The following is a 23,065-nucleotide window of genomic DNA, read 5'->3' on the forward strand; positions in this document are numbered from 1 at the left end:
GTGACGGCGCCCGGTCGCGTACATCCCAGATTTCTGGGGTTTCGGCCGTACGCTCCGCCCATGGCTTTGCCCGCCTCCCACGCCCGCTCCCGCGAACGCGTCCTGCGGATCTGCGCGACCGGCGGGGACGCGCACGCTCTCCGGGTCCACCTGCTCCGGGAGTTCCGGGGGTTGCTGGGCGTCGATGCCTTCGCGTTCCTGCTGACCGACCCGGTGACCTCGGTGGGGTGCTCGCCGGTGGCCCGGGTCCCCTTCCTGCCGGAGCTGCCCCGGTTGATCCGGCTGAAGTATCTGACCTCCGCCGATCGCTGGACCTCCCTGACGGGTCCCGCGGCGCTGAGCGGTCTGCCGGAGGACGAGAGGGGGCCGCTGTGGACGGAGCTGCTTCGCCCGGCCGGAGTGCGGGACGTGGCGTCGGCGGTCTTCCGCGACCGTTTCGGATGCTGGGGGTTCCTCGACCTCTGGCGGTACGGAGCCGAGTTCGGCACCGCAGACCTGGCCTATCTGGACGCGGTCAGCGGCGCGGTCACCGAGGCCCTCCGGCGCGCCCAGGCCACGGCCTTCCCGGCCCGCCCGCCGGGTGCCGCACGTCCGGGCCCGCTGGTGCTGCTGCTCTCCGGAGACCTGCGGGTGCGCGGCCAGACGCCCGAGGCCCCCGTCTATCTGGCGGGTCTGATCCCGCCGGAGGAGGGCCGGGCGCCGATCCCGGCGGCCGCGTACAACGTGGCCGCGCAGCTCCTGGCCCGCGAGGCGGGGATCGACCCCAACCCGCCCCGCGCGCGCGTACACCTCGCCGACGGGCTGTGGCTGACGCTGCGCGCGGCACGGATCGACGACGACCCGGACTCCGAAGTGCCACGGTCCGGGCGGGAGATCGCCGTGACGATCGAGGAGACCACGCCCGCCGACCGCCTGGACGTGTTCTGCCGGACCCATGGGCTGACGGCACGCGAGACGGAACTCCTCGGCCTCCTCGCGGAGGGCGCCGACACCGGCGCCGCGGCGCACGCCATGTCCCTGTCCGCCCACACGGTCCAGGACCACCTCAAGTCGGTCTTCGCGAAGACGGGCACACACCACCGCCGCGGGCTCCTGGCGCGGGCGCTGGGGTCCTGACCCCGGGCATGCCGTGCGACGGAGTCACCGATGTCCACCACCCGCACCTGTGCCGGGTATCCGTTGTGGTGGCAGGATCGTGCATGGTGTGGAGGCAGGAGCATGCCAGCGGGGAGTCCTGTGGAGGAGGGGGGTTCGCTGCGATGCTGCTGATGTGGTCGGGGATCTCGTCCCGGGCACCTCTGAGGAAACGGCGCCGGGGCGCCGGGAGGGGAAGAACCATGATGCGTACCGCCACCAGCAAGGCTGCCCGAGGGATCGCGGCGGCGATGCTGACCGCGCTGGCGACGACAGGGGCGTTCACCGCCCTCGCGGGGAGCGTCACACCGACGAGCGGTGACGCCGTCGTAGGGGCGGGCGGCTGTCTCGACCCCCTGAGCGCGTGTTGGGTCAACGGCTGGCAGGAGAAGTCGGGCACCTGATCCTGTGCGGCGAGCCCGCCACGGGGGTGGGTCCAGCGGTCCGGGTGCCGAGCACGACGCGCGGCCCACCGCCTTTCCAGTACCTCGTCACCGACCGACCGTGGAGCACCGCCGATGCACCGCATGCAGATCCTGGGAATCACCCCCACGGAGGAGCGGACGTACCGCCACCTGTTGAGACATCCCGGCAGTGGCGTCGACGAGATCGTTGCCGCGCCTTGGCACCCGGCCGGGGCCGGTGCGGCTGCCGTGGAGCGGCTGAAGGCTCTGGGCGCCGTGGTCGAGAGCGACGGAGCGCTGTGGCCGGAGGAGCCGAAGGTGATGGTGGGCCTGCTGGCCGAGCGGCTGCTGGCCGAGCTGCACACCATCACCCGCAGCCTTGCCCAGGTCTACACTGTGGTGCGCTCCCTTGAGGACGAGGCGGCCGCCACCGGCCGGCCCGAGGAGGGTGACACGCCTCCGCAGGACAGCCGGCTGATGGAGCGGATCACCGATCCCACCGCGTTGCGGGCGAGGGTGGAGGCCCTCGCCCTGAGTACCCGCTCCGAGGTGCTGGCGGGTGGGCTCTGCGAGGAGGTCGACCCCCGGGTCCTCCGGCTGACCTTGCCGCTGGGCCTGCGGATGCTGGGTCGCGGCGTCACCGTGCGGCTCCTGGTGTGGCAGTCCATGCTGGCCGACCCGGTGGTCGTCGCCCACCTGCGCCAGCTGGCCGACGCGGGCGCTCGGGTGCGGGTGCTGTCCTCCTCGGACAGCCCGATGGCGGTGTGCGACGGCGGGACCGCGCTGGTGCCGGTCGAGCCCTCGGACGTCGCCAAGGGCGCGTTCGTCACGGCTGAACCCGGCATGGTGAGCACGGTCGTCAACCACTTCGAGCGGCTTTGGGCGGACGCCCGGGAATTCGGGGACGGCTGACGGCCGGGTCACGTCCCCGGCTGTCAGACCCGGGGACGGCTGACGGCCGGGTCACGCCCCGGCTGTCAGACCCACCGGCTGTCAGACCCACCCTCGTTCTCGGGCCAGCAACGCCGCATGGGCGCGGTTCTCCGCACCGAGGAGCCGCATCAGCTCCGATATGTGGCGGCGGTAGGTCCGCAGTGCGGTGCCCACCTGGCGGGCGCCGGTCTCGTCCTTGCCGACCGTGCACATCGCCCGCAGCACCTGCACTTGCAGATCGCTCAGTTCGGGATCGCCCGACGAGTCGTCCCCCTGCCCGACCAGGTCGGTGAACTCCTCGGCCCCCGCCCACAGACGCTCGAAATTGTTGACGACGGTGGTGACGATCCCCTCCTCGCTCGAGCAGAGGGCGCCCTTGGAGGTGTTCTTCGGGTCCACCGGCACCAGCGTGGTGTGGTGGTCGTACACGATCATCAGCTCGCTCAGGTCCTCGACCACCCGGATCCGGGCCCCGGCGGCGGTCAGTTCCTGGAGGTAGGCCCGCGTGGTGTCGTCCGCCACCGAGGAGGCGCGGACCAGGTTGCGCAGGACGACGCCACGGCGCAGGCAGCGCAGGTCGAGCGGGCGGGAGTGCTTGATGTTCTCCAGGGTGAGCGCGTCGTAGGGCTCAGAGGCCAGAACCTCCGCACGGGCGAAGAACGCCAGTTCGTCCAGACGTTCGCGGATGGCCGATAACCCCATCAGTCGTTCCACCGGGGCGTGTTCGGAGTTCGGGCCCTGGTCGCGCGCGTCACGCGCCAGGGAGTCCACGATGGGTTTCAGGTCGGACAGCGTACGGATGGTGCTGTAGAACTCCTCCAGGCGCTGCTGGGCCAGCCGGTTGACCACCAGGTCCGGCTTGTGCGGCCATGCCTTGCCGTCGTCCTCGCGGATGACGTGCAGTTCCCGCAGCCGACGCACCGCTGCGTCCAAGGTGAGGGGTTCCAGTCTCAACAGGACGTGCACTTCGTCGAGTTCGACGCCCGGGTTGCGCAGCAAGTGCCGGTAGAGCTCCTCTTCCGCCGCAGTGAGACCAAGGACCGCCATGTGGTGCACGAGCAAGAGGCACTCCGGTGGGAGAGGACGTCGGGAAGGATCCGGCCGGCGTGTTGTGCTGCAGGAATTGTAGAAGGGAGGTGCCCGAAGGGTAAAGGTTTCCCCAGGAGCCCCTGGTGACCCAGCAGTAGGATCTCCGGCGCGGGAGCGATCAGGCCGGATCCTGCATCGGGTTGGCCGTATCTGGCCAACAGACCTTGTTCCTCCCCGCCTCGGGCGCTGCCATATTCGGTCGTGAGGGAGGTGTGGTACTGACCACACGACGCGAGGGGGGACACGCTGCCGCCGCCGGGCGGCCCCTGCGGCCCGAGGCCGGTACCTGCCTCAGCACTTCACACGAGAGGTGGCAGAGCGAGATGCTTTTCCGACTGCTGGGGCCTGTGAGGATCGCGGGCGGTGCCGAGACGCAGTCGGCGGCCCGCCGCGCGCTGCTCACCGCGCTGCTCCTGCGCCGGGGACAGTTCGTCGGCATGGGCGAGCTGACCGAGCTGCTGTGGGACGACCCGCCGTGCTCGGCGGTGGCCAACATCAGGAGCCACCTCACCGGGCTCCGCCGCGGCCTGGACTCCGCGCAGCCGGGACTGAGCAAGCGGCTGACCACCAGCCGCGGCGCGGAGACCGGGTACGCCCTCAGCGTCGACGCGGACGAACTCGATCTGTCCTGCTTCCTGAAGCTCGCCCGGAAGGGCAAGGAACTGCTCGCCGCGGGCGACCACCGGGCCGCGGTCGGCCACCTGGACGAGGCCCTCGCCCACTGGCGCGGCCCGTTCGGCCAACGGCTTCCGGCCACCCGATGGTTCCACGCGCATACCGTGGGCCTCAGCAACACCCGCTTCGAGGCATGCCAGGACTTCTTCACCGCCTGCCTGCTGACCCATCGGACCGAGATGCTGTCGTACCGCATCGAGACCGTCCTGGCCGAGGCCCCCTACCGGCAGCGGCTGTGGCAGTTACTCGCCGCCACCTACTGCGCGCAGGGCGACGTGGCCGGCGCGCTGGGCGTGATCGAGCGATGTCGGACCGTCTTCGCCGACGAACTGGGCCTGGACGTCCCTCCCGGCGTCGAGGCCATCCGGGCCGCCGCGCTCACCTGGGACACAGCGCGGGCGCACCGCCTGGTGGCCGAGATGGCGGGCCAGTGACGGCGGGCATCCGGTCGGCCAGGGACCGGGTCCGACGGCGACTTCGGTCGCTCGCGGTAGGGGAACTGGTCAACGTCCCGTTGCAGACGGCCGTCTGGTTCGGCGTGGTCGGCGTGCCGGCGACGGCCGCCAACGTCTTCGGGTTCGCGCTGGTCACGCTGCTCCTGCTGGAGGGCGCCGCGTACTGGACGGTCAAGCTCCGTGCCCTGTCCGCCGGTAGCGGCGCGCCGCTGCCCGGTGCGGCGGTGTTCGCCGCCGCTCGGGTGGTCAACCTGGTGCTGCTCGGGCTCGGCGTGCCGCTCACCGTTCTCGCGGTGGCCGACGCCCCCGGGACCGGGAGCATCCCGGGGCTGCTCTTCGCGCTCTTCGCCGTCCTGGAGCACGTCAACTATTTTCATACCCAGCTGATGTACGACACTCCCGAGGACCGGCGCAGCCGCCGCAGGAACGGGCGGCGCCGGGCGCATCTGGCCCGTGACCTGGAGCGGGCCCGGAAGCTCGAGACCGGGCGACCGTCCGCCGATGAGGTCGGTCGCTCCTGACGTCCCAGGCGCACCGTGACCGGCCCGGTCACGGTGCGGCCTTCAGAATCTCGTAGAGGTCGGACGCGGCGGCCCGGGGTCCGTGCACCGCGCCGACCCCGGTGACGTTGAGGACCACCTCGTCCACGCCGAGCGCCCGGTAGGCGTCCAGCCGCTGGTGGATCTCCTCGGCCGTCCCGTAGAGGAAGATCCCGCCGTCCACCAGGGCGCGGACGTCGTCGGGCCCGCCGTCGCCGGTGATCTGGATCCCGGCCCGCCGGAGGACGGCCTGGTAGTGGGGGAACTGGATGTGCCCCCCGCAGGTCGCCCGCAGCAGTTTCGCCATGTCCCGGTCGGGGCCGGCGAGTGCCACCGGGACATAGGCGGTGACCTTGACCGGCTGCTCCGGACGCCGCTCCTTCGCGCTCCGCAGAGCCGGGATCAGGAACTCCTCGAGGTACGCCGCCGAGGCCATCCAGGTGATGGCCACATCGGCGAGTTCTCCGGCGACTTCGGCCATCCGCTCCCGCAGGACGCCGAGGCCCAGCGACACCTCCGGCTTGTGGAACGGCATGAGCTGCGCCTTGGCGGAGAAGATCTCCCCCTCGCGGTCGCTGATCCCGCCGTCCAGCAGGTCCCGGACGATGGTGACGTACTCCCGGCAGGCGGTGAGCTGGCTGGGGTAGGGCCGCCCCATGGCGCAGGTCTGCGCGGCGAGCGAGCCCGGACCGTAGCCGGCCACCACCTCGTGGCCGGTGGCCAGCGCCACGGACCGGGCCTCGATCGCCGCGTTGTACGGCGAGCGGTAGGGCATCAGCGACACCCCGAACCCGGCGGGCACCCTGATTCCGGAGCCGGCCAACCAGCTCACGATCTGATGGCTGTCCAGGACGAGGCCCTGGCCCTGCCACAGTCGGGCGGCGCCACCCCATTTGACGAGATTGGCGAAGGGGATCACCTGCTCGGGGCGGGTGGCGTTGACGGGGAGGAGGATCGAGTGCCGCATCCCGGCAGCCCTTTCGACGAGTGGTGGAGCGGACGACAGGCGGGAGGTCAGCTCCGGGAAGGCGCGGACATTTCCAGCGGGAGGCGCAGACCGGCCGGGTCCGCGCCGCTGAGCAGGACATCGAGCATCAGGTCGGTGTCGCCCACGCCGGCCCAGCCGAGCATGTAGCCGATCAGTGAGGTCCGGCCGGCCGCGCCGGTGAAGTAGCCGTCCTCGCGGATCCGGCCGAGGACCTCGGTCTGATGGGCGGCGGCCCGCTCGAACAGGTCCGCGCGTCCCAGGGTGCGGCCCGCGCCGATCAGGCACTGGACGACGCCGCTGCTGCCGTGGCAGACGGAGAGGTCCACCGCGCGGCCAGGCGCCAGGGCGGTCGCCCGGCCGACCAGATCGGCGAGCCGGGTCTCGGTCAGCCAGTCCGCCCGGCCCGCCGCGGCGAGGATCTCCGAGCCGGCGAGCAGAAGGCCGGCGGCACCCTTGCACCAGCCGTGCTCCGTCGGGACGCCGTCCCGCTCCCAGCGGCCGATGAGCCAGTCGGCCGCCTCCTTGGCGGTGCGCTCAAGGCCCAGAACGGATCCGGTCCGGGCGGCCGCCCAGCGCAGTCCCAGTTCGCCGTGGGCCAGGTCCGACCAGTGGGTGTCCCGCTCCCTGCCCAGGTGGGACAGGGTCAGGTCGGTGAGCCGCTCGACCGTCGTGGCGTCGGCGGGGAAGGAGGAGCCGTCGCGGCGAATACGGTCGAGCAGCACCATCAGCAGCCCGGCCGGGCCGTTGGAGAGGTCGGTCTCCAGCACGTCTTCCGCCGCACGGTCCTGGACGGCCTGGAGCAGGTCGGCCAGCCGGGCGGACGCGGTCTCCGGGTCCTCGGGGCGGACCAGCAGCAGCGAGGCGGCCCCCGTGAACACCGACTCGGGGCGCTGCAACAGCGCCTCGCCGTACTCGGCGAGCAGGGTGGTGAGCCCGCGGTCGGCGCTGCCGGCCGGACCGGCCAAGCTCTCGTCGCGGGCGGCGGCGCGGTTGAGGAAGGTGACCACGCCGGCCGAGTCGTGGAAGGAGACGAAGTTGCCCGGGGTGATGGTGGAGGCGTCGCGGTCCGGGCCGATGCCGCCGACCCAGCCGCACTCCTCCTGCCCGCCGGGAGCGGTGACCGGCACCCGCACCTCGGCGATCCGGCCGGCGATCGCCCGCCACCAGTCGCCGGGACGGGCCCCGTCCAGCAGGTGCCCCCCGAAGACCCCGGAGGCCGAGAGCCCGCCGGGCGTGTCCTCGCCGCACAGCTCGCCGAAGCACTCCTCAAGCAGGAAGTGGTGGTAGGCGTCGGTGCGGGCCGCGTTGTGGGCGACGCCGCGCCGGGCGAAGTCCAGCGCGGTAGCCGAATACACCCCGGGCGTCGACCCGTTGACCGTGCCGAGTGCGTCGGAGTCGCCCCGGGTGACGAAGTACGGCACGTTGCCGCCGTGCAGCGAGGAGCGCTCCGCAGCCGCCGCGAAGCGCTCCGCCTCCGGGGACAGGAAGTCCTGGTGCATCTTCAGAAGTCCGAACAACCGCTCGGCCTCCTCGGGGTCCACCAGGTACTTCGGGTGGGTGGAAGCGTCGATGAAGCGACCGTAGATCATGGTGGAGCGCAGCAGCAGCCGCGCCGGCACCTCGGGATGGGCCTCCAGGACACGGGTGACGGCGCCGCCCCGCAGGGCCGTCAGGGCCGCACGACAGCCGGCCAGGATGGCGTCGAACCACTCGGTGGCGACCAGGTGCTCCTCGCCCAGCCGGGCCACGTTGGCGCCCTGCCGGTAGCTGAAGGGCTCCCGCGACACCGCGATGGCGTCCGATCCCGGGTCGCGGATCACGGCGCTGGTCATGGACGACGGCTGGTCGCCCGCCACTCCGACGCCCGCCATGATGAAGTCGACCGGCGAGGTCGGGTTCACCATCGGCACCAGCATGGTGGAGGCGACGGACAACTTGGTGTGGTTCATCAGCACGTCGGGGAGTGAGTCGTCGCCCACCCCGGCGTCCGGCCGGATCATGGTCTCGGTGTCGATGACGCACGGGTGCTCGCCGCAAGCCAGCAGGTTCTCGTCGTGCAGGTCGGTGGCGCCGATGGCGCCGAACAGCACCGCCAGAGCGCCGATCCGGTAGAAGTAGCGGTCGGGCTGGTCCGCCTGCTCCATGGCGGTCGGCACGGTGAACTCCTGCCAGCCGTGCGTGCCCACGGTGAACGACCGGGGGACGCAGCGGGACAGCGAGTGCTCCAGGTACGGGTCGACCGCCCGGTAGAGGTCGCGGACGAAGTCGTCCGCGGTGAGCGGCCGCGGCTTGAACACCAGCCGGGTTCCGTTGGCCAGGTGGAGAATGTGTACCTGACGGTTGTCGTTGTGCAGGTCGGAGCCGCTGGGCGAGATCGCGGACAGCAGCCGGCCGTCGCCGCCCGGCTCGCCGAGCAGTCCGGCCTCCGCGAGCAGCGGGTGGTCGTCGGCGAAGGCGGTGAGGAACTCGCGGTAGGCGTCCAGGGAGTGGGACAGCATCGCGGTCAGCCGCACCCGCAGCACCGGGTACTTCTCCAGCAGGGCGTCCGGGACGCCGGGCTCTTCCAGACGGGCCGTGAAGCGGCGCAGGGCGGTGTCGCCGCCGGACTCCATCGGCAGGCCCAGCTGCTCGCGGAAGGCGTGGAACTCGCCGATGAGTATCCGGTAGGACTGCGTCTCCACCATCTTCAGCAGGGCCTCGTGGGCCTGGTCCAGCACGTGGTCGCGGCGGTCCGGGACGGCAGCCCGCAGCAACGGCTCGCGCAGCTCCTTCTCGACTGCGGACCGGGGGACCACATGGGAGTAGAAGGGGAGGAATGCCTCGATGGCCACCATGCTCTCGCTCATGCCCCGGCACCTTCCACCAGCAGTTCGGCCGTCGGGCCGGCCCCATCGGCTGTCGCCGCGTACAGGTCCCGGTACACGCTGCCTCCGTCCATGAGTTCTGAATGTGTTCCTTGCTCGACGATCCGTCCCTGGTCGAACACGTAGATGAGGTCGGCGGACTCGATCGTCGACAGGCGGTGCGCGATGACGATCTGGGTGGCGCCGATTCCCTCGATCAGCCGGGTCACCCGGCGTTCGTTGACCGTGTCCAGGGAGGCCGTGGCCTCGTCCATGACGAGGATGGACGGCCGTTGCAGGAGGGTGCGCACGATCGCCAGCCGCTGCCGCTGCCCCCCTGAGAAGTTGGAGCCCATCTCGGCGACCAGGGTCTGCAGACCCATCGGCAGGTCGTCGAGGAAGTCCAGGATGCCGGCCTCGCGGCAGAACTCCCGGACGGTCTCCTCGGGGATGTCCTGGCCCAGGGTGAGGTTCTCCAGGATCGACCGGTTGTGCAGGTGGACCTCCTGCGGGATGTAGCCGATCACTCGGCGCAGGGAGTCCCGGTGGTACTCGCCGGCGTCCCGGCCGCCGAAGCGGACCGAGCCGGAGGTGGGTTCGTGCAGGCCGCAGACGATCCGGGCCAGGGTGCTCTTGCCCGACCCGGAGGCGCCCACCAGGGCGACCCGGGCGCCGGCCGGGATGTCCATGGTGACCTCGCGGACCACCGGTTCACTGTGCCGGGTGTAGCGGAACGACACCCGGTCCAGTTGGACGGAAGCGGACGCCAGCTCCTTGCGGTCACCGCCGGGGCCCTCGGGCTCAGAGCGGGTGATGTCGCTCAGGCGGGACATGTAGCGGCTGGTCTCGGTGAACTCCGCGTACGCCTGGAACACCGAGGTGGAGATCGCGAAGTAGGTGGCGGCGACGGTCTGCACCGCGATCGCCCCGCCGATGCTGATGGTTCCCCGGCCGACGAAGTAGAGGCTGGCGAGCAGCAGCAGGAGCGGCCCGAACATCTGGATGGTGGCCGCCACCCCGGTCACCTGGCCCTGCTGCAGCCGCATCCGCGCTTTCATCGCGTCGAGGGAGGCGGCGTAGGTCTCGCGCCAGGTGTCCAGGTACTGGTCGGCGTAGCCCCCCATCTTGATGGTCGGGATGGAGACGATGGCGTCCAGCTGCAGCGACTGGCTCCTGCCCAGGTGGGTGATCTCCATGTCGACCGCCTCGAGCACCCGCAGTCGGGTGGCGGCCAGATAGCCGGCGTTGCCCAGCACCAGGGCGAGCGCCATCAGCCCGAGCCGCCATTCCACGTACAGCAGGTAGCCGCTGACGCAGACCATGGTGCCGACGTCCAGCACGCCCTGGGCGACCCGGGAGGAGAGCATGTCGCGGACGGCGTTGACGCTGCCGAGCCGGAAGAGCAGCTCGCCGGGCTGACGGGTGGTGAAGAACCGGTACGGCAGCAACAGCAGCCGGGTGAAGGCGTGGTCCATCAGATGCCGCCCGAGCACCGACACCAGCGAGGACAGCAGCAGGATCCTCAGGAGATGCAGCAGGTAGTAGCCGACGGCGGCGCCGGCCACCATGCCGATGACCCACAGATGGTCGCCGAGCTCCGTCCAGCCGGAGAACCGGTCCACGGACCATTCGGTGAGCAGCGGGATCCCCAGCACCGCGGCGTAGGCGGCCAGCGACAGCGCGCCGACACCGGCCATCCGGCGCCCCGCGCCCTCGGGCAGCAGGGGCATCGTCCGCCAGTCGGCGAAAGGCCGGCGGCGCAGCCGGCGGAACGCGGGCCCGGGCTCGGCGGTGAGGACCACGCCGCTGAAGTGCTGGGCGAGTTCGTCCGAGGTCATCCGGCGGCGGCCGACGGACGGGTCCATGACGACGGCCTGATGGCCGTCGAAGCTCTCCAGGACCACGAAGTGGTGATCGTCCCAGAAAAGGATCACGGGCGAGTCGAACCGGGTGAGCGCTGCGACGCTGCGGGCGCTCAGCAGCCGGCTCCGCATGCCGCGGGACTCCAGGAACCGCGCGAGCTGCCGGGCGCTCAGGCCGTCCCGTCCCGCGTCCATGTCCTCGCGGACCTCGGAGATGCCTTCGTCCCGCCCGTAGTAACGGAGCAGGGACACGCAGCAGCACAGACCGCACTCGGTCTGGGCGACCTGGGTGACGGCCGGCACGCGTCGCGCGGTCCGACGTGATTCCGGGCGAGCGCCCATGGCTACCGCACCTCCGGGTTGTGGGACTTCGGGCAGGAAGAGGGGTGTGCGTCGACGGGACGTCGGACGGGGCGGGAGACCGGGAAGCCCGGTGCGGGCCTTCGGACCTCGGTCCGGCCCTCCCCCACCCCGTCCGTCGTGACCGACGCGGCGGTCCGGTTCAGCGGGCCGCGCGTATCAGTGCCGTCAAGGGCTTCAGCACTGGCTGGTGCACTTGGTGGTCGGGCAGGCGACGGCGGACACGAGGGTCACGATGGCGCAGCTCCAGGTGGTACCGCCGTACACGTCCGCCTCGCCCATCTCGACGAGCTCGAACTCGTCGTAGCCGCCGAGGACGTCGGCCTGCATCTTCTCCATGGTCTTCTCCTTTTCGTATTTCTCCGGAAACGCGCCCGGAACTCGCCTGGCGAATACCGAACGCACACCCTCCGCGTTCGGAGGACGCCTCCCATTCTGTCCGCCCTCAATTCGCCGAACGCATAGACCCGACGCCCCCGTACGCACACACTGATATACACAGGAAAATGCGACGGGCCCCCACGCATTCGCGTGGGGGCCCGTCCATGGGAACTGCCGGAAGAGGCGAGGTGGGAAAACCCGTCAGACGTCCCGCCGCACAGTCACCCAATGCCCAAGTCCCACCGACCCCACCGCCCACACGGCGAGCACACCCAGCCCGGACCACGCCCCCAGCACCTCATCGCCCCCTGAGCCGCGCAGCACCATCCCCCCCGCCACATCCGGCAGGAACCGCGCCACCTCCCCGACCCCAGGAATGTTGCTCAGGATCGTGGAGAGCATGAAGAACAGCGGAAGCAGAATGGCCAGCGCCGCCGCCCCCGACCGCAGCAGCGTCGCCACGCCCATGGAGAACGCCACCAGCAGCACCGTGTAGAGCACCGCCCCCGCCACATGGCCCGCCGTGGCGAGTCCCGCCGGCGCCCGGTGCTCCCCGATGCCGCCCTGCACGATCAGGAAGGCCGGCACCACGCCCACCACGGCCAGCACCCCGCTGACCAGGCTGACAAGCCCCACCTTGGCGTAGTAGAACCGGGCCCGGTCGGGGACGGCCAGCAGACTGCTCCTGATCGACCCCGACGCGTACTCGCCCGTCACCGCGAGAATCCCCATGATCACCAGCACGATCATCCCGAGCGGTACGGCCGACAGGCCGAGCCCGACCGGGTCGAACCCCGGCGCCGTCAGCTGCTTTTCGCCGGGAACCATCCCGTAGACGAAGGCAAGTCCGATCATCAGGACGACATAAACCGCCGGGGACCATTTCGGAGACCGCAGCGTCGTCAGTTTGACCCATTCCGCGGCCACGGCGTGCTTCATCGGAACCCTCCGGTCGAAGCCCGGTATTCAGCGTGTTCCCGGGTCAGCTTCATAAACGCCTCCTCCAGCGAACCGGCGGAAGCGGTCAGCTCGAATACGGCAATATGCTCCGCGCTCGCGACAAGCCCTACCTTCTCCACGGACGCCCCGCTCACCGCCAGCGTCGCGTCGTCCTGCCGCACCGCCTCGATGCCCTGCTCCCGCAGCGCCCGCCGCATCCCCTCCGGATCGGCCACGCGGGCCAACACGGTCCTGTCCGAGTGCGCGGCGATGAACGCGTCCACGGGGGTGTCCGCGAGCAGCCGGCCCCGGGCGACGACCACCAGATGGTCGGCGGTCACCGCCATCTCGTTCATCAGGTGGGAGGAGACCAGCACCGTCCGCCCCTCCGCGGCCAGCCCCCGCATCAGCTCCCGGATCCACCGGACACCCTCGGGGTCGAGCCCGTTGACCGGCTCGTCGAACAGCAGCACCTCGGGGTCGCCGAGCAGCGCCGCCGCGACGCCGAGCCGCTGCCCCATGCCGAGGGAGAATCCGCGCACCCTCTGCCGGGCCACCGCGAGCAGGCCGACCCGGTCCAGGACCTCGTCGGCCCGGGTGACGGGCAGGCCGTGGGAGGCGGCCAGCACCCGCAGGTGGTTCCGGGCACTGCGGCCCGGGTGCACGGCCCTGGTGTCGAGCAGCGCTCCCACCCGGGTCAGCGGGCGCGCCAGACTCCGGTAGGGGACGCCCAAGACGGTGGCCCGGCCCGCGGTGGGCTCGTCCAGACCGAGGATCATGCGCAGGGTGGTGGACTTGCCGGCGCCGTTGGGGCCGAGGAATCCGGTGACCTTCCCCGGGGTCACGGAGAACGACAGACCGTCCACGGCGACCTTCGCGCCGTACCGTTTGGTGAGGTTCTCGACCTCGATCATCACAGCACCTCTCGTCCGTGAACAGTCGTGACCGGACGGCCCCGCCCACCGGCCCTCATACGGCCCCCGCCACCGGCTCCGCGTACAGCCCCGCGTACACCCCGCCCAGAGCCAGCAACTCCTCGTGCGTCCCCCGCTCCACGATCCGGCCGCGGTCCAGGACGTGGATCAGGTCCGCGTCCTGGATCGTCGCCAGCCGGTGCGCGATGACGATCTGCGTGGCGCCGGTCTCCGCGATGATCCGGGAGACCCGCCGCTCGTTGGCGGTGTCCAGCGAGGCGGTCGCCTCGTCCAGGACGATGACCCGCGGCCGCTGCAGCAGTGTCCGCACGATGGCCAGCCGCTGCCGCTGCCCGCCGGAGAAGTTGGAGCCCATCTCGGACACCAGGGTCCGCAGCCCCATCGGCAGTTCCTCGACGAAGTCGAGGATCCCCACGGCCGCGCAGTACTCCCGGACCGTGGCCTCGTCGATGTCCTGACCCAGGGTCAGGTTCTCGAGGATGGTCCGGTTGTGCAGGTGCACCTCCTGCGGGACGTACCCGATCTGCCCGCGCAGGAAGTCGGTCCGGTAGGCGCTCATGGGGTGGCCGCAGAACTCCACCGCCCCTCCGGTCGGCTGGTGGAGCCCGCAGACGACGCGCCCGACGGTGGACTTGCCCGAACCCGACGCGCCGACGAACGCCACCTTCGCGCCGGCCGGGATCTCCAGCGACAGGTCCTCCAGCACCGGCCTGCTGTGCCGGGTGTAGCGGAACGACACCTCCCTCAGCCGTATCGAGGTGTCGTGGAGTTCCGTGAGGGGCCCGCCCTCCGACTCGCTCTCGTGCGCCGTGATGTCGCTCAGCCGGCTCACGTAGCGGGAGGTCTCCGTGATCTCCGTCAGCATCTGGAAGACGGACGCGCTCAGGGCGAAGAAGGTGCCCGCCACGGCCTGCACGGCGATGGCCGAGCCGATGGTCACCGTCCCCCGCGACACGAAGTGCAGGCTGGCCAGCAGCAGCGCCAGCGGGCCGAACATCTGCGTGGTGGCGGCGATTCCGGAGATCCAGCCCTGCTGGATCCGCATCCGGGTGCGCATCGCGTCCAGCGAGGCGCTGTAGGTCGCCTCCCATTCGTCGGCGAACCGGCCGGCGTAGCCGCCCATCTTGATGGTGGGGACGGACACGATGGCGTCGAGCTGCGTGGACTGGGAGCGGGAGAGCAGCGCGAGCTCGGTGTCCGTCACCTCCTTCACCCGGTGCCGGCTCAGCCACAGGAAGCCGCCGTTCAGCAGGAACAGCGCGAGCGCCAGAAGGCCGATGCGCCACTCGGTGACGAACAGGTAGACGCCGATGCAGGCCAGGGTCCCCACGTCCAGGACGCCCTGGGCGATCCGCGAGGAGAGCAGGTCCCGGACGCTGTTGACGGTGTTCAGGCGGAACAGCAGCTCGCCGGGCTGCCGGGTGGCGAAGAACTTGAAGGGCAGGGAGAGCAGTCTCCTGAAGACGTGGCTCATCAGGTGATGGCCCGTCACGGCGATCAGCCCCGCCAGCGCGGCGGTGCGCAGCATCCACAGCAGCAGGTAGCCGATCGCGGCCGCCGTCACCGCCCCCGCGATCAGCCCCGTCTGGGACAGGTCACTCCAGGCGTCGTCTCGGTCGACGGCCCATTTGGTCAGCGCCGGTATGCCCAGCACCGCCGCGTAGGAGCCCAGCGACAGCATCGCGACCAGGGCGATCCGGCGGCCTGCCCGGGCTGGGACCAGCGGCAGCGACCGCCAGTGCCGGAAGACGGGGAGGGACTGCCGGACGAAGTCCGGGCCGGGGGAGGCCGCGATCACCACCTGGGAGAAGCCGGCCTCCAGCTCGTCGCGGGTGAGGCGCTTGCGGCCCACGGCCGGGTCCATCACCCAGGCCGTCGTGCCGTCGAAGCGCTCCAGGACCAGGAAGTGGTAGTCCTCCCAGAAGAGGATCACCGGCTCGGTGAAGCCCCGCAGGGCCTCCACGCTCCGGGCCCGGAACGCCTTGACCTCCATGCCCCGCGAGCGCAGGAAGTCCGCGAGCTGCTTGGCACCGAGACCGTCCCGGCCGGCCTCCAGGTCCTCCCGCACGGTCCGGAAGTCCTCGGTGCGGCCGTGGTACCTCAGCACCGCGACGCAGCAGCACAGCCCGCACTCCGTCTGGGTGACCTGGGTGACGGAGGGAACCCGGAGGCGGCCCATCAGAGGGCTCCGTGCCAGATCGGCGACACCCGGGGCCGCGCGTCGTCGAGGCGGCCGAGCAGGTGCAGCAGCACACCCGAGGAGCCCACCATGGCGCTGTCGGTGTGCGCGTAGCGGGAGCCGGTGTCGGCGAGCTTCTCGGCGACCACGTCAGGTCCCAGCCGGCGCGCCTCGACGGCGGCGGCCCGCTCCAACAGCTCCTGGTCGTCGCCGGCGATCCGGCGGACGACGTCGATGTTGCCGAGGTCGCCGTGGCACCAGGTGAGGTTGCGTCCGAAGCCCTGCCGGAAGGTGTTGTCGAGGGCCACCTCCAGGCGCTCGGCGGCCCGTTCGTCCGCTGTCCGGGCGGTCACGGCGGACAGCCCCATGGCGATGCCGGCGGCGCCGTGGCACCAGCCGGTCGAGAACCGGCCCGGGAAGGCGGAGTTGGTGGACCAGTTCCGCTCCTGGGGCACGTAGAAGGACTCCAGGCGGTCCGTCAGGACGCCGATGGCGGCGTCGACGCGGTGTCCGGGGTGGCCGGGCAGCGTGGCGAGGGCGTACAGGACTCCCGCGACGCCGTGCGCGAAGCCCGACTGCTCCCACCAGGAGCCCGACGGTTCCTCCACATGGCCCAGCAGTCGGCCGGTGAGCCCGTCCAGGGCGTTGAGGCTGTGGTCGCCGCCGATCGAGGCGATCATCGTGGCGATGCCGGAGATCCCGGAGATCACCTCCGGGGTGTTCTCGGGGCCGAGCTGCTCCACGACCAGCGGCACGGCGTCCTGTGCCGCCTTGACCCAGCCCGGTTCCCGCAGGATGCGCCCGGCCTCGCACAGGGCGAACAGCAGGCCGGTGGTTCCGGTGTAGGCGCCGGCACCGCTCTGCCGGATGCTGCGCAGCTCGTAGACGCCGTCGGTGAGGATGCCGGCGCTGCGCTCGAAGACCTGGCGTGCCACCCGCTCGTAGCGTTCGTCGCCGAAGTGGGCCGCGGCCGCGGCCAGGGCCAGCGCGGGGCCGGTGCGTCCGGTGTACAGGTCGTACCCCAGCACGCCGGAGGGCCAGGGCCGGGCGGCCTGCGCGGAGGCCAGGGGGCCGATCCAGGTGGCGGGGAGATGTGCGTACTGGTCGGGGAGGCTGCCCGCGGTCAGGGAGTCGGCCAGCGACCGGGCGAGCCGCTCCAGGTCGGTGCGCTCTCCGGTGGAGGCCCGGCCGTTCCAGGCGGTCCCGCCGGAGAGGTGGTTGTCGGGGAAGCGGGAGCAGAAGGCCGAGTGGAGCAGCCGCAGCTGCCGCCTCACCGCCTGCTCGTCGAGTGCCGCGGCCTTGGCCAGCGCCCGGGAGATCGGGGTGCGGTCGAGCCGGACGCCGGTGTCCTCGCCGTCGCAGTCGTGGACGGTGGTGCCGGTGGCGGGCACGGTGAAGTAGGGGACGTCGCGTTCGGCCATCTGCCGCAGTTCCGAGCCGACCAGCCTGCGGTCGGAGAACCGGGAGGGGATGGCGATCCTGTGGAGCAGGGCCTGGGCGAGCGCCGGGTCGGCCATCGCGGCGGCGGAGGCCGCCATCCGCAGGATCTGCGCGTACTGCGACGTCGGGTTGTGGATGTAGCGGAGGCGCATGGCCGGAGCGAGCCCCTCCAGCAGGGTGGTCCACCAGGAGGGCCGGCGCATCACCGCCTCGCAGACCTGCCGGAACCCGTCGGCCATCTGTCCGGCGAGCCCGTGGATCTCCTGTTCGGTGCTCTCCCGGACCACGGTGGAGCGCTGCTCGGACGGGCGGGCCTGGAGGTGCACCCGGACCCGGTCGGTGAAGGGGTGCTCGAAGACCATGGTCTTGAAGGGGGAGACGCCCTGGTTGTCGCCGCCGAGGAAACCGAGGTCGACGTAGCCGGAGTCCTCGTCCTTGCCGGCCAGGACCAACGGGAGGATCCCGATGCCGTAGACGCTGCGGCCGATCTCGTCGTACGCGTTGCCCTCGGCCTCCGGGGTGGGGCCGGTGTGCACCCGGGAGGGGTGCAGCAGCGTCTCGAGGTCGATGGCCACCGGGCCCAGGCGGGTGGGCAGGATGTTCTCGAAGTGCATGTCCCGCGCGTCCAGCAGGTAGAACACGGCGGCCAACTGGCCGCAGGCCCGCATGAACGGCACGCTGAATCCGCCGATGTCCTCCTGCTCGACGTACTCGACGTACCCGTACCCGTCGCACACCAGGGTGCGGGCGGCGGGCAGTGCGCAGTCGGCCTCCGCGTTGACGCGCTCGACGACGGTCTCGAAGGCGGCCTCGCAGGAGACGTCCCGAGGCTTGTAGACCAGGCGGGCCCCCGAGGCGAACGTCAGGATGCTCACGGCCCTGCCGTGGGCGTGCGAGTCGCCGTCGGCCCCGCCGATGGACAGCAGCGGGTCGCCGGGGGCGATGCCGGAGAACCGGAACACCTCGTCCCGGTCGGCGTGGAGGCGCCGGACCAGTTCGCGCGCGGCCTCGCGGGCGTTGCGCACCACATGGCCGGCCGCGGAGCGGAGCACAGGGAACGGCTCCAGGGCGTCTCTCCACGCCCGGGTGACGAAGTCCTGGTAGCGCTCGTGCGGGGTCGGCCCCCGCAGCAGCCCGTCGGTGGATGCCTTGTTGACCGCGGCGACCAGCGTACGGGTCGCCACGTCGCGGAGCCGGGCCTCGGCCCGGCCGAGCACCTGGAGCGTGAAGGCGTCCAGGTCGGCGACGGCCTCCGTGAGGTCCTCAGGGAGGAGCCTGCCGGCAGCCGGCAGTGCCAACTGCCGGATCACACGCTGGAACGGATACTCCTCCGACTCCAGCGACCAGGCGAGCGCGGCCGGCGAGGGGGCCTCTGGAGCGACGTCGGACGGAGCCGAGAGCTTGACGTGGACAGCGGGCGCGAAAACGCCGAGGGGCTCGATGGTTTCGCGGATTTCGACGCTGTCGAGTTCTGGGTAAAGATTCGCGGGCGAGATCAATGCTCCGGCTCCCTGCGCGGAAGATGATAGATTGCCACGTTGCGCCGGGGGCGGGGAGCATGAGCCGCTCCCCGCCCCCGGTCCGTGCCGAGCCCTACGGGCTCAGCTGCAGTTGGGCTGGCACTCCTTGGTCAGCGTGCACCAGCCGCCGTGGTTGCCGAGGAAGTCGGACAGCGAGAACGTGTTGGTCGAGCACGCGCCGTAGGCGACGCCGTCGAAGTCCTGCTCCGCGATCTCCTCGATGAGCGAGATGTCACCGTCGAAGTTGTTCATGTGAATTCACATCCAATCCGACCGCATATATCCAATAGGCCATTCTGCGGAAAAATTTCGGCCCATGGCTCGTCGCCCGGCTGAGCGACGAGGGAAAGCTATGCGCGTCGATAGCCAGTCCACAACCCATCGAGCGCCCGACGGGTCACCGAAATGCGTTTCCGGTGATGCCGCGTGAGCCCTCGCTGACGCCGTTGACCTGCGGCTTCGATGCCATGTGGCCGAATCCTGCCAGGGTGCTGGCAACTTGGTGCAGTTCATTTCCCGGCGGATTCGTACGCGGTCGTATGCGCGACCGGATGCACTGGATATGCGCGGCGAATAGAGGGCCGAATGCGATCGGCCAATTTCCGCTCGCGATGCTTTCGTGGCCGTGGATCATCTCCGTGACACGGCCGGCCGGTCCGCGCCCGGCGGGAAGTGACGCACCGCCCGCGGCGCTCCTCGCGCAGGGGATCCGGTCACCCCGCTTCGCCTTCGCCGTCCCGAGCCGCGCATCCACGGCTCGCTCGCTCCTGGCACGCCTGATCCGCCCCATATGCGCGAGTTCTACGCTCCGTAGCCAGCAGCCATGGCTGCTGGCCGCACTCGACGGCCCCGAACTATGGTGTCCCACCACATACGCCCCTGACCTGCCACTTCCTACGGTGTGGCGACACCGAATCGTCCCCGCACTTGCCTGGAAGTGGTGCACATGGCCGCCGCAACACCCTCCCCGACCCCGCCCAGTTCTCTGAAGAGAATCGTCGCCGCCAGCCTCATCGGCACGACCATCGAGTGGTACGACTTCTTCCTGTACGGCTCCGCCGCGGCGCTCGTGTTCAACAAGCTGTTCTTCCCCGGCTCGGACCCGCTGGTCGGAACGCTGCTGTCGTTCCTGACGTACGCGGTCGGGTTCGCCGCGCGGCCGCTCGGGGCGCTGGTGTTCGGGCACTACGGCGACCGTCTCGGCCGCAAGAAGCTGCTGGTCCTCAGCCTGCTGCTGATGGGCGGGGCGACGTTCGCGATCGGGCTGCTGCCGACGCACGCGACGGTGGGGTCGGCGGCTCCGGTGCTGCTGACGGCGCTGCGGCTGGTGCAGGGCTTCGCGCTCGGTGGCGAGTGGGGCGGGGCCGTGCTGCTGGTCTCGGAGCACGGGGACGCGAAGCGGCGCGGGTTCTGGGCCTCGTGGCCGCAGACGGGAGCACCGGCGGGTCAGCTGCTCGCGACCGGTGTGCTGTCGGCGCTGACCGCGCTGCTCTCGGACGCGGCCTTCGCCTCATGGGGCTGGCGCATACCGTTCCTGCTGTCGGGTGTGCTGGTGATCGTGGGCCTGTGGATCCGGCTGTCGGTCGACGAGTCGCCCGTCTTCAAGGCGGCGCTGGCCGCCGCCGAGGAGCGCAAGGCGGTCGCCGGACAGGTCGAGAGGATGCCGCTGGTCGCGGTCCTCAAGCACCACTGGCGGGACGTGCTGATCGCCATGGGCGCCCGCATGGCGGAGAACATCTCGTACTACGTGATCACCGCGTTCATCCTGGTGTACGCGACCACCCAGGTCGGTCTCACCAAGCAGACCGCCCTCAACGCCGTCCTCATCGCCTCCGCCGTCCACTTCGCCGTGATCCCCGGCTGGGGCGCGCTGTCCGACCGGATCGGCCGCCGGCCCGTCTACCTGATCGGCGCGGTCGGGGTCGGTGCCTGGATGTTCCCCTTCTTCATGCTGATCGACCGGGGCAGCTTCGGCTCGCTGCTGCTCGCCGTGACGGTCGGCCTGGTCCTGCACGGGGCGATGTACGCGCCGCAGGCGGCGTTCTTCTCGGAGATGTTCGCGACCCGGATGCGCTACTCCGGCGCCTCCATCGGCGCCCAGTTCTCCTCCGTGGCCGCCGGCGCCCCCGCCCCGCTCATCGCGACCGCGCTGCTGGCCGACTACGGCGGCTCGACCCCGATCGCCCTGTACGTGATCGCCGCCGCGCTGCTCACCGTCATCGCCATCGCCTGCGCCCGCGAGACCCGGGACCGGGATCTGGGCGACATCGCCCAGGACGCCGTTCCGGCCTCCCGCGTCGGCGCCGACGCCTGACGACCGGCCGGACGGCCCCGGAGACCCCCGGCCGGTGAGCCCCGGAGACCGCCGGCCGGTGCCCGTGCCCCGTGCTCCGCTCGCGACGAGCGGAGCACGGGGCACGCACGCGTCAGGTCCCGGTGACCACCGCCGACATCGCGTGCAGGCGCAGGGCCAGCTGGATCTCCAGGGCGCGGGCCGGGGACTGCCAGTCGGGGCCGAGGAGCCGGCCGACCCGCTCCAGGCGCTGGGCCACCGTGTTGACGTGCACGTGGAGTTCGTCCTTGGTCCGGGCCGGACTCATGCCGCTGGCGAAGTACGCGTCGAGGGTGCGCACCAGGTCGGTGCCGCGGCGCAGGTCGTACGCGACGACCTGGCCGACGGTCCGGTCGACGAAGCCGTCGATGTCCCGGCCGTCGGCGAGGAGCAGGCCGAGGAAGCCGAGGTCCTCGGCGGCCGCGCCCTGTCCTGAGCGATGCAGGAGCCGGAGCGCGTCGAGGCAGCGGCGGGCCTCCTCGTACGCGACGGCCACCTGGTCCGGTCGGTCGAGCAGGGCCCGTACGGGGGCGGAGGCGCCGACGGTGACCGGCTCGCGCAGGGTGCCGCCGAGGTTCCTGGCGGTCTGCCGGGCGAGGTCGGCGGCGCTCTCGCCGGGGCCGAGCGGCAGCAGCAGGACCGTACCGCCGTCGCGTGCCGAGGCGAGTCCGTGGCGGGTGGCGGCCAGGTGCGAGGCGGCCGACCACAGGCGCTGGCGGTCGGCGCTCTCGCGGCGGCCTCCGTCGGCGTCGGCGTCGCCCCCGGTCCGGTCGATGCGTGCGGCGAGCACGACGTGCGGGGCCGCGCTGTCGGTACGGAGCCGGGCGGCGCGCTCGCGCAGCAGGCGGCGGTCGCGGTCGGGGGCGTCGAGCAGGTCGTCGAGGAGTTCGCCGCGTACCCGCTGTTCGGCCTCGCCCGCCGAGCGGCGGGCGAGCAGCAGCAGGGAGGTGACCAGGGCGGCGCGCTCCAGGGTGCGCTGGTCGACCGGGTCGAGTGCGGGCTGACCGTGGAGGACGAGGGCGCCCAGCGTCTCGCCGCCGGCGGAGACCGCGGCCACCCAGTCGTCGCCCTCGCGGACCGCGTGGCCCTCGGCGCGGCGGGCCGATCCGGCGCCCGCCTCGGTGAACTCCACCGTGCCGCCGAGGACCTCGGAGACTGCTTCGGCCACGTCGTGGACTCCGCCGCCGTGCAGGACGAGTTCGGAGAGGCGGTCGTGGACCTCCGAGGCCCGTTCGATGACGGCGCTGTGCTCGCGGATGATGTCGTTGGCCCGCTCCAGCTCCGCGAGGGCCGTGCGGGTCTCGGCGAGCAGGTTGGCGGTGTCGATGGCGACGGAGGCGTGCGCGGCGAACGAGCCGAGCAGCGCGACCTGCTCGCGCTCGAAGACCCTGGCCCTGCGGTCGGCGGCGAAGAGGACGCCGATGACCTGGCTGCCGAGGGTGAGCGGGACGCCGAGGATGGCGACGAGGCCCTCGTCGCGTACGGCGGTGTCGATGGTGCGGGTGTGCTGGAAGCGCGCGTCGTCGAAGTAGTCGTCGGTGACGTACGGGCGGGCGGTCTGGGCGACGAGGCCGCCGAGCCCCTCCCCCATGCCGAGTCTGAGCTGCTGGAACCGGGCCGACACGGACCCTTCGGTGACCCGCATGTACGTGTCGCCCGCGGCCGGGTCGTTGAGGCTCAGATAGGCGACCTCGGTGCCGAGGAGCGAGCGGGCGCGCTGCACGATGGCGCGCAGGACGGCGTCGAGGTCGCGGAGTCCCGCGAGGTCGTGGGCGGTGGCGAAGAGGGCGGACAGCTCCGCCTCGCGGCGCCGGCGCCCCTCCAGCTCGGCCCGGACGCGCAGGGCGAGCTGTTTGGCCTCTTCGAGTCCGGCCAGCGCCTCGGGGCCCGCGCCGCTCGCGCGGGCGAGCAGCACCGGCCGGTCGTATGCCTCCGTCGCGGCTCCTCGGGCGAGGAGTTCCAGGTAGGAGACGTGTTCGTGGGACATGGACACAGGGATACCTGCCGTACCTGTGGTCGCACCAGCCCTGTGGACAACCTGTCCGCTGGTGCGGGGA

General features: G+C 71.5%; 17 protein-coding genes. 6 read left to right on the top strand and 11 right to left on the bottom strand.

From position 1 onward, the window contains the following. Positions 1 to 60 precede the first annotated feature (60 nt). The 3 genes from ACFVZH_RS12500 (at position 61) to ACFVZH_RS12510 (ending at position 2,450) form a co-directional block, all read left to right on the top strand. The gene (locus ACFVZH_RS12500) at positions 61 to 1,116 is read left to right on the top strand and encodes a helix-turn-helix transcriptional regulator (RefSeq protein WP_384896051.1); all 1,056 of its coding nucleotides are present in this window, start codon (positions 61 to 63) and stop codon (positions 1,114 to 1,116) included. Positions 1,117 to 1,337: 221 nt separating this feature from the next. After that, positions 1,338 to 1,538, top strand: coding sequence for a hypothetical protein (locus ACFVZH_RS12505; protein ID WP_384896053.1), 201 nt, complete (start codon positions 1,338 to 1,340; stop codon positions 1,536 to 1,538). Positions 1,539 to 1,661: 123 nt separating this feature from the next. Further along, positions 1,662 to 2,450 (top strand): helix-turn-helix transcriptional regulator, encoded by a 789-nt coding sequence (locus ACFVZH_RS12510; protein ID WP_384896055.1) that lies wholly within the window; start codon positions 1,662 to 1,664, stop codon positions 2,448 to 2,450. 81 nt (positions 2,451 to 2,531) lie between these two features. Here ACFVZH_RS12510 and ACFVZH_RS12515 read toward each other — a convergent pair whose 3' ends face one another. Continuing rightward, a complete protein-coding gene (locus ACFVZH_RS12515; protein WP_384896057.1) occupies positions 2,532 to 3,518 on the bottom strand; it encodes a helix-turn-helix transcriptional regulator in 987 nt (328 codons plus the stop codon). Between the two features lie 365 nt (positions 3,519 to 3,883). On the opposite strand from ACFVZH_RS12515, the gene ACFVZH_RS12520 reads away from it, so the two are divergent. Both ACFVZH_RS12520 and ACFVZH_RS12525 read left to right on the top strand, forming a co-directional pair. Next, positions 3,884 to 4,669 (top strand): BTAD domain-containing putative transcriptional regulator, encoded by a 786-nt coding sequence (locus ACFVZH_RS12520; protein ID WP_384896059.1) that lies wholly within the window; start codon positions 3,884 to 3,886, stop codon positions 4,667 to 4,669. A gap of 80 nt (positions 4,670 to 4,749) precedes the next feature. After that, positions 4,750 to 5,211 carry a hypothetical protein gene (locus ACFVZH_RS12525; RefSeq protein ID WP_384896061.1) on the top strand — a complete coding sequence of 154 codons (462 nt, stop codon included), beginning with the start codon at positions 4,750 to 4,752 and terminating at the stop codon, positions 5,209 to 5,211. Between the two features lie 28 nt (positions 5,212 to 5,239). Here the strand turns inward: ACFVZH_RS12525 and ACFVZH_RS12530 are convergent, their stop codons facing one another. The 9 genes from ACFVZH_RS12530 to ACFVZH_RS12570 all read right to left on the bottom strand — a co-directional run bounded on the left by ACFVZH_RS12530 (position 5,240) and on the right by ACFVZH_RS12570 (position 18,928). Further along, positions 5,240 to 6,196, bottom strand: coding sequence for an LLM class flavin-dependent oxidoreductase (locus ACFVZH_RS12530; RefSeq protein WP_384896063.1), 957 nt, complete (start codon positions 6,194 to 6,196; stop codon positions 5,240 to 5,242). A 47-nt stretch (positions 6,197 to 6,243) separates the two neighbouring features. Then, positions 6,244 to 9,063, bottom strand: a complete 2,820-nt coding sequence (gene lanM, locus ACFVZH_RS12535; protein ID WP_384896065.1) for a type 2 lanthipeptide synthetase LanM — start codon at positions 9,061 to 9,063, stop codon at positions 6,244 to 6,246. Further along, positions 9,060 to 11,225, bottom strand: coding sequence for a peptidase domain-containing ABC transporter (locus tag ACFVZH_RS12540; RefSeq protein ID WP_384896067.1), 2,166 nt, complete (start codon positions 11,223 to 11,225; stop codon positions 9,060 to 9,062). Before ACFVZH_RS12540 ends, lanM begins: the two co-directional genes overlap by 4 nt. 234 nt (positions 11,226 to 11,459) lie before the next feature. After that, a complete protein-coding gene (locus ACFVZH_RS12545) occupies positions 11,460 to 11,621 on the bottom strand; it encodes a class II lanthipeptide, LchA2/BrtA2 family (RefSeq protein ID WP_169749506.1) in 162 nt (53 codons plus the stop codon). Positions 11,622 to 11,864: 243 nt separating this feature from the next. Continuing rightward, positions 11,865 to 12,602: an ABC transporter permease subunit gene (locus ACFVZH_RS12550; protein ID WP_384896069.1), complete on the bottom strand. Its 738-nt coding sequence runs from the start codon at positions 12,600 to 12,602 to the stop codon at positions 11,865 to 11,867. Further along, complete coding sequence (locus ACFVZH_RS12555) at positions 12,599 to 13,516, bottom strand: ABC transporter ATP-binding protein (protein WP_384896071.1); 918 nt, start codon at positions 13,514 to 13,516, stop codon at positions 12,599 to 12,601. The genes ACFVZH_RS12550 and ACFVZH_RS12555 overlap by 4 nt, the downstream gene beginning before the upstream one ends. Positions 13,517 to 13,571: 55 nt before the next feature. Beyond that, positions 13,572 to 15,716, bottom strand: a complete 2,145-nt coding sequence (locus ACFVZH_RS12560; RefSeq protein WP_384896073.1) for a peptidase domain-containing ABC transporter — start codon at positions 15,714 to 15,716, stop codon at positions 13,572 to 13,574. Then, a complete protein-coding gene (locus tag ACFVZH_RS12565; protein ID WP_384896075.1) occupies positions 15,716 to 18,655 on the bottom strand; it encodes a type 2 lanthipeptide synthetase LanM family protein in 2,940 nt (979 codons plus the stop codon). Before ACFVZH_RS12565 ends, ACFVZH_RS12560 begins: the two co-directional genes overlap by 1 nt. Positions 18,656 to 18,757: 102 nt before the next feature. After that, positions 18,758 to 18,928 carry a plantaricin C family lantibiotic gene (locus tag ACFVZH_RS12570; RefSeq protein ID WP_369142745.1) on the bottom strand — a complete coding sequence of 57 codons (171 nt, stop codon included), beginning with the start codon at positions 18,926 to 18,928 and terminating at the stop codon, positions 18,758 to 18,760. A 694-nt stretch (positions 18,929 to 19,622) separates the two neighbouring features. On the opposite strand from ACFVZH_RS12570, the gene ACFVZH_RS12575 reads away from it, so the two are divergent. After that, a complete protein-coding gene (locus ACFVZH_RS12575) occupies positions 19,623 to 20,990 on the top strand; it encodes an MFS transporter (RefSeq protein WP_384896077.1) in 1,368 nt (455 codons plus the stop codon). Positions 20,991 to 21,102: 112 nt separating this feature from the next. Here the strand turns inward: ACFVZH_RS12575 and ACFVZH_RS12580 are convergent, their stop codons facing one another. After that, positions 21,103 to 22,995 carry a helix-turn-helix domain-containing protein gene (locus ACFVZH_RS12580; protein WP_384896079.1) on the bottom strand — a complete coding sequence of 631 codons (1,893 nt, stop codon included), beginning with the start codon at positions 22,993 to 22,995 and terminating at the stop codon, positions 21,103 to 21,105. Between the last annotated feature and the right edge of the window lie 70 nt (positions 22,996 to 23,065).

The sequence above is a fragment of the Streptomyces sp. NPDC059534 genome (genome assembly GCF_042743475.1).
In the GTDB taxonomy this organism is placed as follows: Bacteria; Actinomycetota; Actinomycetes; order Streptomycetales; family Streptomycetaceae; genus Streptomyces.

What these genes read in the sequence shown, in the direction of transcription:
- ACFVZH_RS12550 (WP_384896069.1), bottom strand. Translation starts at nt 12,602, where the DNA reads ATGAAGCACGCCGTGGCCGCGGAATGGGTCAAACTGACGACGCTGCGG.
- ACFVZH_RS12560 (WP_384896073.1), bottom strand. Translation starts at nt 15,716, where the DNA reads ATGGGCCGCCTCCGGGTTCCCTCCGTCACCCAGGTCACCCAGACGGAG.
- ACFVZH_RS12520 (WP_384896059.1), top strand. Translation starts at nt 3,884, where the DNA reads ATGCTTTTCCGACTGCTGGGGCCTGTGAGGATCGCGGGCGGTGCCGAG.
- ACFVZH_RS12505 (WP_384896053.1), top strand. Translation starts at nt 1,338, where the DNA reads ATGATGCGTACCGCCACCAGCAAGGCTGCCCGAGGGATCGCGGCGGCG.
- ACFVZH_RS12545 (WP_169749506.1), bottom strand. Translation starts at nt 11,621, where the DNA reads ATGGAGAAGATGCAGGCCGACGTCCTCGGCGGCTACGACGAGTTCGAG.
- ACFVZH_RS12510 (WP_384896055.1), top strand. Translation starts at nt 1,662, where the DNA reads ATGCAGATCCTGGGAATCACCCCCACGGAGGAGCGGACGTACCGCCAC.
- ACFVZH_RS12580 (WP_384896079.1), bottom strand. Translation starts at nt 22,995, where the DNA reads ATGTCCCACGAACACGTCTCCTACCTGGAACTCCTCGCCCGAGGAGCC.
- ACFVZH_RS12515 (WP_384896057.1), bottom strand. Translation starts at nt 3,518, where the DNA reads ATGGCGGTCCTTGGTCTCACTGCGGCGGAAGAGGAGCTCTACCGGCAC.
- lanM (WP_384896065.1), bottom strand. Translation starts at nt 9,063, where the DNA reads ATGAGCGAGAGCATGGTGGCCATCGAGGCATTCCTCCCCTTCTACTCC.
- ACFVZH_RS12530 (WP_384896063.1), bottom strand. Translation starts at nt 6,196, where the DNA reads ATGCGGCACTCGATCCTCCTCCCCGTCAACGCCACCCGCCCCGAGCAG.
- ACFVZH_RS12575 (WP_384896077.1), top strand. Translation starts at nt 19,623, where the DNA reads ATGGCCGCCGCAACACCCTCCCCGACCCCGCCCAGTTCTCTGAAGAGA.
- ACFVZH_RS12500 (WP_384896051.1), top strand. Translation starts at nt 61, where the DNA reads ATGGCTTTGCCCGCCTCCCACGCCCGCTCCCGCGAACGCGTCCTGCGG.
- ACFVZH_RS12555 (WP_384896071.1), bottom strand. Translation starts at nt 13,516, where the DNA reads ATGATCGAGGTCGAGAACCTCACCAAACGGTACGGCGCGAAGGTCGCC.
- ACFVZH_RS12570 (WP_369142745.1), bottom strand. Translation starts at nt 18,928, where the DNA reads ATGAACAACTTCGACGGTGACATCTCGCTCATCGAGGAGATCGCGGAG.